The 15,949-nt window shown below is 50.9% G+C and carries 11 protein-coding genes and 2 pseudogenes; 2 read left to right on the plus strand and 11 right to left on the minus strand.

The window, feature by feature from the left end; genetic code table 11:
* Positions 1-178 precede the first annotated feature (178 nt).
* A pseudogene (locus ACEN9A_RS15090) lies at positions 179-415 on the plus strand (AcaB family transcriptional regulator); the annotation flags it as partial.
* Positions 416-810: 395 nt separating this feature from the next.
* Here the strand turns inward: ACEN9A_RS15090 and ACEN9A_RS15095 are convergent.
* From ACEN9A_RS15095 to ACEN9A_RS15125, 7 genes are all read right to left on the minus strand, one after another.
* The gene (locus ACEN9A_RS15095; RefSeq protein ID WP_413386480.1) at positions 811-2,217 is read right to left on the minus strand and encodes a carbohydrate porin; all 1,407 of its coding nucleotides are present in this window, start codon (positions 2,215-2,217) and stop codon (positions 811-813) included.
* Between the two features lie 62 nt (positions 2,218-2,279).
* Positions 2,280-3,539 (minus strand): MFS transporter, encoded by a 1,260-nt coding sequence (locus tag ACEN9A_RS15100; protein WP_413386482.1) that lies wholly within the window; start codon positions 3,537-3,539, stop codon positions 2,280-2,282.
* 88 nt (positions 3,540-3,627) lie between these two features.
* A complete protein-coding gene (locus ACEN9A_RS15105; protein WP_413386484.1) occupies positions 3,628-5,754 on the minus strand; it encodes an alpha-galactosidase in 2,127 nt (708 codons plus the stop codon).
* A 1,309-nt stretch (positions 5,755-7,063) separates the two neighbouring features.
* The gene (gene istB, locus ACEN9A_RS15110) at positions 7,064-7,867 is read right to left on the minus strand and encodes an IS21-like element helper ATPase IstB (RefSeq protein ID WP_413386486.1); all 804 of its coding nucleotides are present in this window, start codon (positions 7,865-7,867) and stop codon (positions 7,064-7,066) included.
* Positions 7,860-9,359, minus strand: a complete 1,500-nt coding sequence (gene istA / locus ACEN9A_RS15115; RefSeq protein ID WP_413386523.1) for an IS21-like element ISPpu27 family transposase — start codon at positions 9,357-9,359, stop codon at positions 7,860-7,862. Before istA ends, istB begins: the two co-directional genes overlap by 8 nt.
* A gap of 276 nt (positions 9,360-9,635) precedes the next feature.
* Positions 9,636-9,788, minus strand: a complete 153-nt coding sequence (tnpB, locus tag ACEN9A_RS15120) for an IS66 family insertion sequence element accessory protein TnpB (protein ID WP_413386488.1) — start codon at positions 9,786-9,788, stop codon at positions 9,636-9,638.
* Between the two features lie 330 nt (positions 9,789-10,118).
* Positions 10,119-11,129 carry a substrate-binding domain-containing protein gene (locus ACEN9A_RS15125; protein ID WP_413386490.1) on the minus strand — a complete coding sequence of 337 codons (1,011 nt, stop codon included), beginning with the start codon at positions 11,127-11,129 and terminating at the stop codon, positions 10,119-10,121.
* A 185-nt stretch (positions 11,130-11,314) separates the two neighbouring features.
* Here ACEN9A_RS15125 and ACEN9A_RS15130 point away from each other — a divergent pair, with 185 nt between their 5' ends.
* Positions 11,315-11,446: a hypothetical protein gene (locus tag ACEN9A_RS15130; RefSeq protein ID WP_413386492.1), complete on the plus strand. Its 132-nt coding sequence runs from the start codon at positions 11,315-11,317 to the stop codon at positions 11,444-11,446.
* 224 nt (positions 11,447-11,670) lie between these two features.
* Here ACEN9A_RS15130 and ACEN9A_RS15135 read toward each other — a convergent pair.
* The 4 genes and pseudogenes from ACEN9A_RS15135 to ACEN9A_RS15150 all read right to left on the minus strand — a co-directional run bounded on the left by ACEN9A_RS15135 (position 11,671) and on the right by ACEN9A_RS15150 (position 15,482).
* Positions 11,671-13,135, minus strand: a pseudogene (locus ACEN9A_RS15135) (glycoside hydrolase family 32 protein).
* A gap of 500 nt (positions 13,136-13,635) precedes the next feature.
* The gene (locus ACEN9A_RS15140; protein ID WP_413386494.1) at positions 13,636-13,827 is read right to left on the minus strand and encodes a helix-turn-helix domain-containing protein; all 192 of its coding nucleotides are present in this window, start codon (positions 13,825-13,827) and stop codon (positions 13,636-13,638) included.
* A 260-nt stretch (positions 13,828-14,087) separates the two neighbouring features.
* A complete protein-coding gene (locus ACEN9A_RS15145; RefSeq protein ID WP_413386496.1) occupies positions 14,088-15,134 on the minus strand; it encodes an aldose epimerase family protein in 1,047 nt (348 codons plus the stop codon).
* Between the two features lie 168 nt (positions 15,135-15,302).
* Positions 15,303-15,482, minus strand: a complete 180-nt coding sequence (locus ACEN9A_RS15150) for an IclR family transcriptional regulator domain-containing protein (RefSeq protein ID WP_413386498.1) — start codon at positions 15,480-15,482, stop codon at positions 15,303-15,305.
* Positions 15,483-15,949: the final 467 nt, after the last annotated feature.

The following is a 15,949-nucleotide window of genomic DNA, read 5'->3' on the forward strand; positions in this document are numbered from 1 at the left end:
CGCAATCCGAGCGATACGGCCATCGCCATCCATGGAGATGATTCACCAGCGTCACTCGCGAACGCCTCCGAAATTAACCCTCTCACACCAAACCGAACAGACCGCATTCAGCTTTTTGGCTGCTCTTGACCTTCATCTGTCGCAACGTTTCCGTCGAAGCCTATGCGAGGACAACACCGTGGCCGATCACTATCAACTCAACTTTGGTTCATTGCGCAGCAGCATCACCCTGACCCTGCACACTCACCACGCCGCCCGTATCTGGCAAGGTCGAACCGCACGCGAAGGCGTCCACTCGATCATGGGTATGGCCGGCTACATCAGCGTCACCAACCTGATCAAACAAATCGCGGCCCAGGACGATCCTTATGCCGACTGGGCCATCGTGCAACTCGAAGAAAAACTGATGCAGGCTTCCGGCTCGACGATCCCGCGGTCGGGGTTTCAATGGCCCAGATGATGCCTAAGTACACGCCGGTGGCCACTTGCAGGCTGGTGGCCGTGTTCAATGCAGGCGGGTGTTACTTAGAGTACAGTTTTGTAAGGCATTCCAGTTGCGTTCGCTTTCGCCAGCATTGAGTGTCCAGGGATGCGCCTAATCTCTCCAACGATAAAGATATCTATGCATAGTATTAGATGTTGATTTCATACTATGCACAGATATCCAGATCAATGCACCTCTCATTACCACTATCAAAAGGAACCCAACATAACCTTTACATATCTTATGCTAAGAGCACTAAAATCCAACATCACTACAGGCGACCACACTTTCGACCGAAAGGGCACTCTGTAGAAATATAAAACATACTAAAACATGTACTTAAATCTTGCCCGCAGACCAAATCGCTCATCATTGCTTCCATTTACGAGTTGCCCCTTGCTTTCCTTCTGCAGATACGAGACATATCCTCCCAGGTACAAATTGAAATTCTCCATGTCAAAAACATTAGGAACAAGATAAGACGCATGAACTGTATGTATATCGTATCTTCCCGGACTCGTCAGAGAATCACTCAAAGCATCGTTATTTACTTCCGCATTGAATTTGTTGATCTCGTTGTGGGCAAATATATACCCCAGCTCGAATTTACGCCATAGGCCGTTAGTTCCAATGGTAAAATCCTGCTCGTCCGTCGCATCCATATATGCGGTATTAATATTAATTTGAACGCCATTCTCAGGATCATTGTTTTTTGTATTCCAGCCCAGGGTAGCACCATAGCCTGTACGCCTCGACTGGTCTTTCCACTCTCCACTAGAATTAGTGTATCCATAGGCATTACTGATAATATTGTGCTCGATGCCTATGGCAGCAGAAAAAGCATCTGCTTTCCAAGCAACAACTGGCCTTACATAGATAGCGTTTTTCTTATTCTCCAAAATATTTCCATGGTATTCACCTTCAGAGTAAAGCGAAGTTCCATCTTCGAATAAGGCATTGACTTCTAAATACCATTTCCCAAGATACTTACTCAACATAATGTTGCCACCATCACTGCTACGTCCCCGCCCTTCCTTCATCATGTAAATATAACCGTATCCATCAGCATACAAATCGTTAGCTGTGTTCCCCGAATATTCAACAAAGGTATCCTGGTTAAGCGGAAATAAATCATAGGCCTCGAAGCGCCCAATCTTAGCCTGCCAGTCCTTTTCGGCACCGAAGAAGAAAGCTGCGTCATCGACTCCCATTTTGCCATTCACATTTGCTAAAGGCTGGACGCTGAATCCAGCATAACGACCGTTATCTTGGCGTCGATAACCGTCAAGGCCAATAAGAACACGACCATTGACGTCCCAGCGCTCGGTAGAACCAGGTCGCCAAGCCTTACCGTCTGAGCGGTTTTTTAATGATGTCAACTGGCCAGATTGACTGGCGGCATCGACGTTGAACTCGACGTCGCCATATAGTTTCAAATCACCGTATCCGCGCAATCTGATTTCCGGCATTTTCTCATTCGCTGTCGTTTCTGAGTTAACAACATCACCAGCCGTTAACGACGGAACCATTCCAGATACTAATCTCTCCTGTGGAATCATGGTGATGTTTTTTTTCAGCTGCAATACCTCACTCTCAGCTAGGGTAGCTCTTTTTTCTGCTGTTTTGACACGCTGCTCCAAGGACATAAGCCTGTCCTCAACGCTCATTACCTGCGCTTGGGCCACGCCGCTCACCAACAGGACGACACTAATGAATAACGGGAAAAGTCTCATTATCTTGTTCCTTTATATGACAATACCCTATATGACAATTAACACTATAAAGACTTTCTGAATTAGGTCGCCAGCGCACACGCTGCTTTCTTTTTTGTGTTTCCTGTAAGTGTAAATGCTGACAACACCGTAAAGGTCAGTGCAATAAACCCAAGAATCATATAGGTATTATTGAAACCGATGCGGTCGTACATATTGCCGGTCATTGAAGATAAAAAAATTGACATGAGTTGTTTTGAAAACTGGAATCCAACCAGATAAATTGTCGCCGAAAGACGTGAATCAAAGACATTGGATATGTATTTAAATATTCCAATCAACAGAAACGGCACTTCAAATGCATGCAGCATTTTAAGAAAAACAACCTCCGCAACGGTCGTTGCAATTGATGACCCAAGGATTCGAATTGACATAATCCCACCGGCCACCAGCAAGGCGTTTTTTGCTCCGATTCGACTAATGATCCATGGAGAAAAAAACATGATTAATGCATTTGCTGCTTCACCGCCAGTAGTGACAAACCCATACACAACATTGCCTCTTTCTGGCGAATCAAAAAAAGATTTAAAAAAACTGGCAAACTGCTGATCGAACACATCATAAATGCATGCCACACCCACCGCATACAGTACCAGCAGCCAAAACTCGCGCTGTTTGAAAAGATCACTTACCAGTTTTATCTTGAATTTAGATGCATTGGCTCCCAGCACATTATTAATAGCAACCATCTGACTTTTATCAGTTTTCGCTATTAACAGCAGGACAACAAGAAGAACTGCCGCGCCAGACCCCATCCAGAACACAATATCTGGATTTACACTAAATAAGATCCCAGCAGTTGACGCACAGACCCCCCAACCGAAACACCCAAACATTCTAGCCTTACCATATTCAAAAGCGCTTTGGCGACTGATACGTTCGACATAAGCTTCGATAGCTCCAGCCCCGGAGTTAAAGGCAAATCCAATATACAAACCGCCCAACAACGCACCAAGGACGACGTTAACCTTTAATACGGGGGCAAAAACATAAAGAAAGAACGGGGCAAAAAATAACAACAAAACCGTTATAACCCACAACAGATATTTTTTCACACCCAGCTTGTCAGACAGAACGCCAAGAACTGGCTGAAAAATTATTGCAAAAAAAGACAAACTTGAAAAAACAATCCCGGTCTCTGTTTTGTTTAGCCCAACAACTTCATGCAACCATATCGGCAAGAATGGAAAGCAGGTGGCCATAATAAAAAAATAAATAAAGAAAAATGCACCAAATACCCAGAAATTGCGATTACTTCTATAGTGACAAGATGCTGCATTCATGTTCATTACACCCTTTCTTATAATTGTCTTATATTAAACGATCGCCAAAGCCATCGTTTAACATCGTGAGTACCTGAGAACCTAATGGTTAGACTTTAATTATGTTGATCAACAATGCACTTTCCGGCATTAGTACCGGGAGGGCCAGACCCGCTTGCATCAGCCAGTCACCAGAAACTACAATTGGCTGTCGCAACCAAGATGGCAGTTCTCGCATCGCGCCTCCGCCCTCGCGTACAGTTTTTATTTCCGGACCATCCAGTAGGCTGACCTGATATTGCGTGTCCGGCAAAAGTCCAGGAAAACGCACATTGCCAGCCAGCGAATAATTCAGCATTTGTAACTGAGCCATTAAAAACACAGCACACGTCTGGTCCTGGCTAACGACACCACTGATCTGAACCGTATTATCGGGCATATCTAATCGCCACGTGGTACCACTATGTAATAAAGGACGGAGTGCTTTATGCAGTTTGATATAATGACGATAACCTTCTAACTCTTCATCATCGGATTGAATAGGGTCAAGTTCGATACCCATATGACCGAACAATGCGGTCAGCCCCCGAAACCCGATGGAATGTTGCCTTTGCGTTGCGTGACAACGACGGTGACCAATGTGCTGACCCATTACTTCAGGGGGGAAGAAGTAACTCATGCCACGTTGAATAGCCTGTCGTTCGAGTGCGTCGTTGTTGTCGGAAACCCAGAAACGCTGAGTTCGCGCCAACACGCCATAATCAATACGCCCGCCGCCAGAAGCACAAGATTCGATTTCAACATGCGGAAAACGCCAGTTTAACTCATCAAGCAGGCGGTAGAATTGATGGGTTTGCGCATCAGCGGACAGCTTACCTTCATGACCCGGCTGTACTAGCTCGCGATTCATATCCCATTTTACGTACTCAACGGGATGTTCGCTTAACAACCAGCTCAACCGCTCTAAGAGATAATCAAACACTTCGGGATGACTTAGATCCAGCACATACTGATACCGCCCAGTAGGTTGCTGATAACCCGGCAGTTGCAACACCCAGTCGGGATGCGCGCGAAATAGATCAGAGTCCGGGTTTATCATTTCCGGCTCTACCCAGATACCGAAAGACATGCCCAGCGCATGTACATGCTCGATAACAGGCATTAAACCCTGAGGGTATTTTTCTTCATCCAGGTACCAGTCACCTAAACCCGCTTGGTCATGATTGCGTCCACGAAACCAGCCATCATCAATAATGAAACGTTCTACACCGATCTCAGCAGCTTTGCTGGCCATTTGCATAATGTAAGCTGGATCATGATCAAAATAGATCCCTTCCCAGGTATTGAGATGTACGGGCCGTGCTTGACTCCCAGAAAAACGGATCAGGGACTGACGCAGATAAGTATGATAAGCCTGACTCATACCGTTTAATCCATTCTGAGAGAATGCGGCATACACCCAGGGCGTCGAACATGTCTCTCCCTCCCCCAGGCTAATCTCACCTGGTAAATAGAGCGCCTCAGCCTGCACTACCCTGCGTCCGTCAGTTTTTACATCTGCCCGCAAACGGTGATTGCCACTCCAGCCGAGATGAACTCCCCATACCGTGCCGTGCTGTTCGCTGAAACCGGCCTCTCCGACCACAAAAGCTGGAAAGTATTCGTGCGAGCTTCGTCCTCGCCGGCTCTCTTGGATGAAGCCGCCATGTTCCAACTTAACCCGGTGCGGCTGAAACTCTCTCAACCAGCGTCCATGAAATGCCATGACCTCAACGGCACGTTCTGGTACAGGCAGTGTTACCGCCAGGCGCTCAAGCTCCCATGCCTGATGGTGGAGGTTTTTCAGCGTATGACGTATCTGCAGTACACCCGTTTGCGGTTCTAGTCGAAGCTCGCTGATCAGCTGCAATGATGCCTGTTCATCTTCACTGATCACGATCAGCGAGCTATCGCTGGCTTCAACTTTTAGTGTTGTAAACACTGGTGAAGCATTGCGCCCACCCCGGTGACCTTCAATCCCCGGCGAACCAAATTGGCCACGCCCGTATTCCATTGCAAAGGTTAAAGGAAGGTCAACGTCCAGTTTTCCATTAGCCACAGGTCGTTGTAATGAAACGACATCTTCGGGAGAGAATCTCCTGAGTTTGGGCCCCCAATAGAGTATTTCAGTATAAGGGCGGCAACGGACTACCAGATCGGCATCTGCGCTGCTCAGTCGAACGATATCAGCGGTCATCTTAGGCTCCATCATGCAGTTGACGAAGCCATGCTAGCACTTAAACGTTTAAGTGCACCATCTGGACAATACGTATTTACGACGCCGTCGCCTCAGGCGAAGGTGGACACCTAAATTTTGAGCGACACCATTTTTTGCCTTTTTAAGCGGACACAATCCAATTCCGAGTCCTTCAATGCCCAGGTCATTGCCGAATGTACGGAGCCTGACACCTTGATTGCCACCGTCGCTCCAATGCACAATCTGAGCGCCACCGTCGTTTGTGAATGGACTCGGGCACATACGCCGGCTGACACTTCAAACCACTTTCATCCCGGTTAGGGCGGCGGCACTAAAGTCGATGCATCAAGCCCTTCCTACCGAGATCCGAATCGAAGTGCCACATTCAAAGGCGTAATCCCTGTGAGTTGGCCGGCAGAAAATGCAGCGGCGCGTAGCGCTTTTCTGCAAGAACTCGTGCGTTGATGCGCATCGACTCCATTTGGCGTGCGACCGAGCCTATTGGCGTGCGAGCCGGCACCGACACCGCACTGGCGCGGGTCAAGGCGGTGCTCGGTTGTGCTTAAACGCTACATGAGTGGATTCAGGCCCAGCGTGATCATGTGCCCAACGGATCAGCCACGGCCAAAGCCCTGGATTACGGCCCCATCGACAACAACCTGGTCGAAGTGCGACACGAAGTCGCTTACAGAAGTTGTTCCCCTTGAAGGGAACCGCCCGTGTCACCGGGTGAATCTAGAAGGCTGAATCAAGAGCGCCTTTGACAATGTAACGAGGCGCCGCAAGGTGCGGGGTACCAATCGTGAGAGGCGTACCCTTCTGGCAGCCATAGCCGGACAAGTGCTAGATAGTCGGTATGGTGAACGCACGTGAATCTGCGCAACGATCGTTAAGTTGAACGAGCGGAAATGGCTTACACGCTCGAACCAAAAGGTGCTGGAGGTGGGAACTGCGTCTTTCTACTACGCAGTCGTGACCCACATACCTCCCGGTCGATAGCAGGCACCTAACCCGACGCACTTCAGTAGGCGGAACGTGGAAATCCCGTATCGCTCCCGTCAGGGAAAGCCGTTTGTAAAAACTGCCCATGGCGGTGCGGGCGAAGGAACGAGGAAAAAGCGAACGCCATCCTGTAATGGTGTCGGCGCTGATTGAAAACTGACCCACCCTGCCGATTGAAAATTGACCCAGGGCGGATTGCTGATTTTGGCATCAGCAATTGTGGATAAGCTTAGCAGTCGTGTCCCGGAGGAAGAGGCATTAAAGCCCCACCGCATGTGGGCATGCGGCAGGGTATTTTTGGTGCAGATCAAAACAGCTCATCGTCCTCGGCACCATCATTGTCTTTGCGCTTTCGTTCACGTGATTTGATCTTGGTCTGGGCGACCAAGCTGCTGTGCTGCAGGCGGTAGGACTCGTTGCCCGTTTCGACGATGTGGCAGTGGTGTGTCAGCCGATCCAGCAACGCCGTTGTCATCTTGGCGTCACCAAACACGCTCGACCATTCCGAGAAGCTGAGGTTGGTGGTGATCACCACGCTGGTGTGCTCGTACAGCTTGGATAGCAGGTGAAATAACAGGGCACCACCGCTCTGGCTGAAGGGCAAATACCCCAGTTCATCGAGTATCACCAGGTCTGTTCGTAGCAGCCCTTGAGCGATGCGGCCCGTCTTGCCGTCGTACTTTTCGCGTTCCAGCAGATTGACCAGATCCACTGTGGAGTAGAAGCGCACGCGTTTGTGATGCGTCGTGATCCCGGACACAGCCAAGGCGGTGGCGAGGTGTGTTTTGCCTGTTCCAGGCCCGCCGATGAACACGACATTCTGCGCGGTATCGGTGAACTCCAGGTTGGACAGATCCCTGATCAGGCGGGCATCTGCGCTGGAAGCGCTGAAGTCGAAGCTGGCCAAATCACGATGCATGGGGAGTTTGGCCATGTTCATCTGGTGGTTCACTGAGCGCACCGCTCGATCCGCATGTTCTTGTTGGAGAAGATGCTCAAGTAGCCATTTCGAGGATGCCGTCGAAGCTTCTCCTTGCGAGGCTAGTTCTTCCCAGGCGCTGGCCATGCCATGCAGACGCAGTTCTTTGAGTTCCGCCATAAGATCACGCATTGCGAGTCTCCTCATCGGTGGTACGGAGCCGGTCGTAGCGTGCCGTATTGGCGACAGGCGCTATCTTGAGTTGAAGGCTGGTTTCGGCGGACGGAGGGGCTGCTGTCGATGTCAGTCGAGCCAGGACATTCAGGATGTGCTCAGCACTCAAGCTGCCTGATTCAAGTACCAACTCCACAGCCACCAATATGGCGTCGAGCCCGGCGATGGGAACAGCCGCCAGTACCTGCGTCATGACTCGATCACCATTGGCGTGACGCCTCAGACCGCGTTTTAGCAGCTGCAACGGCTTCGGCAGATCAGCAAACGGAGCGCCATTGCGCAGCGCTCCAGGCTTGCGTTCGATAAGCGGGAGGTAATGCTGCCAGTCAAAACTGACCTGATCTCGATCAAACAGACGCTCGTGGCTGGCAATCGTCGTTTCATCGGCGATGACCACCACCCGGGAAGGATACAAACGGCTGCTGACCCGCTGGCCGACCCGCTCACACGGCACCGAATAGCGATTTCGCGCCACGCTGATCAGGCAGGTGCTGGAGACACGTACGGTGCGCTCGACGTAGCCATCAAAGGCAGTCGGCATCGGCATCAATTCAGCGCGTTCCAGCTCCAGGACGTCCGCCACGGTCAGCCCGTTGTACTGCGGGTGTAGCAGTTCGCCCCAGAGCGCACGGCAGCGTTGGCCGAGCCAGGCATTCAATTCCTCGAAGGTGTGGAACATGCAGTTTTGAGCATCGAGCCAGATGCGCCGTCGGCTGTCTTGGACGTTCTTTTCAACGATGCCTTTTTTCCAGCCGGAAGCGACGTTGCAGAAGTCCGGGTCGAACAGGTAGTGCGCACACATCACGGCAAACCGAGCATTGACCGTGCGGCCCTTACCCTTGTTGACCTTGTCGACAGCGGTCTTCATGTTGTCGTAGATGCCGCGACGCGGCACCCCACCTAACGCGCCAAACGAGCGGGTATGGGCATCGAACAACATCTCGTGGCCTTGGCTGGGATACGCAACCAACCAAAATGCGCGACTGGCGCACAGCTTCATATGGGAGACCTGGATGCGTCGGAACAGTCCGCCGATCAGCAGACCTTCTTCGCTCCAGTCGAATTGAAAGGCCTCCCCGAGTGCAAAGGTCAGCGGCACAAAGGCTCGTAAAGACTTGCCTTGCTCGCCGCGCCACGAGCGTATAAAGGCGGTGAGTTGGCTGTAGCCGCCGTCGTACCCCTCGGCCTTGATCTGTTCGAAGAGTGCTTTGGCACTCCTGCGGTTGTGCTTTGCCCGAAACGAATCGGCCTTGAGCGCCTGCTCCAGCGTCTCGTGAAATGGACTGAGTTTGTTGAAGGTTGCGCACCGTTGGTACGCCGGCTGGGTGGCTTCGGGTGCTCTGACCCATTTTCGAATGGTGTTTCTCGACAGTCCGGTACGCTTGGCTATCTGATGCAGCGAGAGCTTGTCGCGGAAGTACATCCGCCGGATTTTTCCCAACATTTCCATGCTGATCACCCTGTGTTCTCCTGCTCGAAAAGTGAGCAGAAGCAGTTGAACACCTGGGTCAGTTTTCAGTCGGCAGAACAGCCTTTACTGGGTCAGTTTTCGGTCAGCGGCAACACGCTCATCTTCTTAATACGTACCCGTCGTCGTTATCGGCGCCTTTTCCAACGACCGCTCACCCCCACGCCTTTTGAATGCAGCAGAACCGGGCGGCTTGAGCCAGCTCCTGCAAGCAGACTCCGGGAGACCTACTCCCATCTTTGATACAGCATCACTGGCTTACCCCAGCGTTCGTGACACACCCCAATATAGTATCTTCACGCGGTTGCGGGGTTTGTTAAGGAAGACGAAAAGCACGAGATCCAACACGGCGACGTTGATATTCAGCTCGACCAGGGCGACCAGATCGTCGATGGATTTTCGGAAGTCCACCGGCTTGGGTAGAGATAGTCTTTTTCGACTTTGGCGTCGGGTCGCATCATAAGGTGCTGGCTCCTGAAAGGATTCGGGGGCAAAGCATCCGGGATCAGCTACGCGCTTTAAATATGAGACTCATGGAGCGCTTACCTACAAACACCGTAATTCCCGAGTCTTGAATAGCTTTTATTCCACTCAGAAAGGTGTCTTGACGCTCACCTTTAAATAATCAACTTAGTTTTATGAGATGTATGATTTGGCATCTAAAAAAATCACTAATTATCGCAGCCAATTCGAATAAAAAACAATGACCGCATTTGAAGGGATGAAAACATCGATACAATATCAGTGTGTCAGCGCAAAAGTTGTCGTCCCCTGACGCAGAGTGGGTTCCCATAACATCTGGAGCTTATCAACAGGCTGACCAGCCATTAGCGCTAATGTCATTTGTGCAATTTGATTGCCGACAACTTCGCGAGTTGCTTGGATAATTGCTGTGGCATCGATCCCCGTTAGGCAATCCTCAGGCAAACCGTCGTAAACGATTATTGCCACAGCATCGGGCCCGGTCAGACGCCCCGCATCATGCAGCGCAGCTACTGCTCCTTCACCATGAACGTTACCGTCACTAATAATCGCTGTTGGCGGATCAGGTAATGCCAGCAAATCCAGTGTCGCTCGGTACCCAGCACGACGCGTCACATCTACAGCCTTCAAAAATATGGAAGAAGGCAAGTTGTGCCGCTTAAGCGTATCGCAATAACCCTGACGTCGCTGCATAACAAAGGCTTGTTGACAGTCTTGACTTAACAACGAGATACGTCGATGCCCCAAAGAAATAAGGTGTTCAGTCGCCATCTCAAGACCAAGCCTATTATCAAAATCAAACCAGGCGTAAGGCTGGGGCAATTGGCTACGCCCCAGTGCGAGAAATGGCATCTTTTTTTGCTGCAACAACGCGAGCCTTGGATCCTGCTCAAGGGTATGCGCAACAATGAGCGCATCAATGCGTCCCCCTTCGATCAGACGAATAAATGGTTGGTAATCATCCTGCTGATCGTCTGTTATCAGAAGAAGATCAACACCTTGTTTTGCAAGATGATGACCTATGGCGCCAACCATCGCAAAAAAAAAGTCACTACTCAACGAAGAGGCATAAGGATAAATCAAACCGACAGCATCACTTTTTCCTTTTTTCAGACGTTGCGCATTGGTGTTGGGCTGATAACTAATTCGTTCGGCTTCTGCCTTGATAATATTACGTGTTTCTTCAGAAATATCACTGTAACCATTGAGCGCTCGACTGACGGCCGTGATAGACAACCCGAGGTTTTTCGCTATTACTTTCAGAGACATATATACTACCAAACAACCATTAAATAAATTAACTTACACCATCGCGACATTGTATCACAAAATAATGAAGTAAAAATAAAACAAAGTAGAACCGTACTACCTTTTTAGCCTCCAAGCAACTTTCTACAATCGTTCGGCAAGCTGAAAACCTCACGACGACTCACGCTAAAGAGCTGGCCAAGGTGATGCTCAAGATCACCGGTTACGTCATGGTCTTTGTTTCCATTGGCGTGCTTGGTGCAATCGCTTCGGCGACCACTATTCAAGGGATCGGCTTGCTGGTCTATTACGGAAAGCTGGGCGACATCTGGGTCTAATCTTATGCTATTACTCAGTAGCAGCGGCAGGCTGCACAGTACCTGGGGAATTTCGACCGTGCGAAACTGGACGCCAGTGACGATGGCCCCGCCAGCCTTGCGACCTCTTTAACTGAAGCCATTCGCGGGCACCCTTGCTTGTCTGAAGGGGCATCATGTCATGCTTGATAAAAGCATGACATGATGCCTGGCAGCAGACTGCACAGGTGACACGTCATGTATCTTCAGAGTTGGAGATCGGCGAGGTTCCAGACAGAAGTCTCCCCGAATCCCCCTACCCCATTGATTGCGAAAGCGCTGACCTCGAGGCTGTCGGGCCGTGGATAAATCCGGCTGGTAAGGCTATAGGCGCCGTCGTCGACGAACACCTCGATGGATGAGCGATCGAGAAAAATCCGCAGCGCGATCCGGGTTTGCTCCGAGGTGACCGGCACGCTACGAACGCCGCTCACGCCAGCGCCCGAGTATTACCGGTCGAGCACCAGGCGTCGGGCCATGGCATCGAAGTACAGCAAAGTGCGCTCCTGTCGGTCCTCGCTACAGCGCAGCGCCAGGCCAAAGCGCTCAGCGGTGCTGCCAGCCAGATCCAGTTCAAGCTCAAACTCCAGCAGGGCACCCCACACATCAAGCGTGCAACTGCGAGACTCAATCGCCCCGATCTGCAGCACTCGTCGTGACTGGCGTAGCGCTGTCAGCTCGCGGGCTGGACGCATGCGTAGCCGTTCGCCGTCACGGCTCAACTCACGTGGCAACGTCAGCGCGCCACACCAGTGTTGCGCTTGGCTTGGCATCGGGCTGTCCCACATATCCATCCATGCCCAAAGCAGGCGGCGCCCGTCGGGCGCCAGCAGGGTCTGCGCAGCATAAAAGTCGTGACCGTTATCGAGTTCGCGTTGCTTGCCGCACTCGATGAAGCAACCGCTGTCGTCTAATTGACCCATTCGATAACTGTTCTGGAATTTGTTCCAATTATCGTAACCACAGGGCTTCAGACCTTGCGGCGAATAAAGAAAAACCTCGCAACCATCGAGCTCGAACAGGTCCGGACACTCCCACATGTAGCCGTCTGGTTCACGTAGACCTTGCAGGGCACAGCCCAGGTATTCCCAGTGATGCAAGTCCTCGGAGCGATAGAGTAAGAGTTGTGGGTCGTCTCCTTGACGAGCGCCAAGTGCCATCCACCATCGCCCGTCTCGCTTCCAGACTTTTGGGTCGCGAAAATGCATGACGTGTGGATCCGGCGGTGTTTCGAGGACTGACCCATGTTTAGTGAAGTTGATGCCATCCGTACTGCTGGCCAGGCATTGGACCTGGTGAATCCTCTGGTCATCACCCGGCTCCCCCAGCCAGACATGTCCGGTGTAGATCAGATACAGCGTATCGTCCGCGACCACCGCCGATCCTGAAAAACACCCGCCCCGGTCATAGGCATCGCTGGGTGCCAGCGCTATGGGCAGATGCTCCCAATGCACCAGGTCGCGACTCTTGGCATGCCCCCAGTACATCGGCCCCCACTGCGCCGAGTAAGGATGGTGTTGGTAGAACACATGGTACTCACCGCGAAAGCAGACCAGTCCTCATCCATCCTGCCGGAGGTGACAGGTGATAACCGAGGCGATAGTCGCTGCCGCGTTCGGGTAGTTTTTTTTCGATGGCGCGATGCGCTTCGCCCAGTAGTGCAGCTTGCATAGTTTGATCCTTTCTAGGGTTCGTAACGAGTGGCGGATTGAGCAACGACAGGAAGCTCCCTTGAATCAGCGACGTTGGGGGCGCAGGGTTTACGAGCCGGGGCCGAGCGAAGTAACGTCCAGGACAGCAGCAGGCAACCTCCGACCAGGCCAGCCATCAGCACATAAACGCTTGAGAAATCAAAATGGTCATAGCCGTATCCGTCGTGTAAACGCTCAACATTTCGATCCAGAACTCGTAGAAGCCCTCATGAATTGCCTTTCCGCAATTCTCGAGATACGTAAGTGCTGGACGGAGTCAAAATTGCGAAGAAATGACCACCCTTAAGGGCGGGGCTTGCTAACACAGGCGTTTGCGGGGCACTTCCCGCCCCCGTACTGCCATGGTCTATTTAAATACAACAGTCCAAAAGCTTCTGTTTGTAGCGCCTGCTTTAAGCTTACGAAACATCGCATCTCACTCCGTTGCACACCCAGGTACAAGGCTATCAAGTCATCCATCTAGTTCAGACCCATTTCGGTGATCACTGAAATCCTCTCCATCCGAAAACGCCGCGTGTTTCGATGCAAACCCAGCGTACCTGCGCATGTTTGAATTTGCTCATAACGCTCACACCAGCTTCGTAGCGCCGGCGTCAACTGACCACTCCTGCCCTTGACACGCGCCCTATCGGCAACGGACAGACGGTTCATCTTTCACACATTCTTCGCGGTGAGCCCATAACATTGCCGGCAGCCGCAAGCTCTTAAGCAGCGGCGCCGATCAGAGTTCAACACCACATGACCGTAGGCCGCTAGCAACGTCTTGTGCACAACGATCCATGCCCAGGACAGGAACACGGAAGGCCACACGAACAATTTCGAGCTGAGCGCAACCGGAGACGTCGTAGTGACCCGCACTGCTGATAAATGGCCTAAACCAATACCTAGCTAATTTAGCCCCCCATAAATAACTAAGTTCTAGTTCGTTCACTACATTGCTTGAGAATAGTAGGTTGCTCAAATATCCAGCGATTTTTTTGCCGATATACGCCACCACGCTCAAGAAGGGTGGTTGGAAAGCCGGGATGATGAACTGCATCGGGCCAATCCTGTGGTTCGAGTGCGATACCCGCAAAAGAACCATAAGCCGTATCACTTAAAGTTTTAGCTGAACCCGTTTCGATGTGCTGCCCATCATATATTTGCAGTCCTGGAGCGGTAGTCTCCAGATGCATGGTGACTCCAGATTTCGGACTTCTAAGGCTTGCTACACGCCGAACTGTTTGAGGTGCGCGAGACAAACAGAGATTTTGATCATAACCAAGATGTGGAGCCCCGTTACGTATCGGGCGAATTGTATTAAAATCAAAACGCGTTTCACGTACAACAGCAATCTCACCCGTCGGGATCAGTTCCCCATCAACGGGCAAGTAATGCTTGGCACTTACCTGCAACTCATGGTCCAGAATATTTTCAGAACCGTCCAAATTGTAATAACTATGATGAGCAAAATTACATAGCGTGTTCGCATCCGAGCACACCTCAACATCCAGCTCTAGCGTATCCGACCCAACGATCCGATAAGTAAGGCATGCATCAATAGCTCCAGGAAAACCCATATGCCCATCTGCCATACTTAGTCGTAAAGTCACATGTTCGTGATCAGCCTCAGTGATACACCATATTTTTTTATGACAACCGTCAGAACCGCCGTGAAGTAGATGCTTACCAAGATTGTTTTGATCAAGTTGATAGCTATTCCCGTTTATCGTTGCACGCCCTTGTGCAATACGATTGGCGACACGTCCAACGGTAGCACCAAAATACTCCATCACCCCCTGATAGGGTTCGATATTCGTCGCCCCCAAAACCAAAGAGTGCCCAACACCCTCTAGCCGCAAATCTTGCAACGTCGCCCCATAAGAAAGAACAGCAACACGCAATTTTCCGCGCTTTAACCAGTGACGCTGAATAGCTTCACCTGTTGGTAGGTGGTCAAAAATCTCTATTTCAGGCACAGCTCAATACCTGCATTTAAATTATATTAGGTGGGAGGTCACTTACAGCCCGGCACTCAAAGTGCTCGGATTGTAAGGCTATATCCTTGGCGGTCTAGATTATATCTGGCTTGAAATACTCTAACACTTCAAACGCGAAATATTGTATCGACGTTGTGATCGACAGCCCTACGAGTACACGGTACGTGGTCTATAGGCGGGGGCAGCAATGCAAATGATACCGGACTCGTACTCTTCACGATTAAAGGACACCCCGTCGGCACGGATCTGCGCCAGCTCTTTACACAGAGAGCCCACAGTGGCAAGTGGTTCTGGTGTGAATACGTGAAGAACCTGCTGCATGATCATTTACTCGCGCCTTTAATAAACATCTAAAAAGGCCAACATAACCTTGCCTATTCCGGCGCAGTAAGCCAGCCCCACTTTCCCTGCATCCTAGAACATGTGACAGAAGAAGCCAGATTGCGTTTATCAACATATAGAACCTGCCCATGGTCGAGTTGGGCCAGATGCATTGTTTCTCCGACGTTCAGTGAGAGCTTCTCCAGCAACGACCAAGCGATTGGCACCAGAGACGACTGGTGCCACGCAGCATGAACCATGCGGAACTAACCATACGTTCAAACTATAAGATTGACGGTCTCGGTCACAGGCCAACACCTCCTGACTCGCTGAGTTTTTCAGCAATCGGTAAAGGGTTGCCTTAGGGGGTTCACTTCCGGCTCGCAGCCCTATAAATCGTACAGGTCGGCCGACAAAAACACTGCCGAGCAAGCTCAATGCTTTATCTACGGTTTCGTCACTGTTTTTACTGA

The sequence above is a fragment of the Pseudomonas sp. Pseusp18 genome, assembly GCF_059506005.1.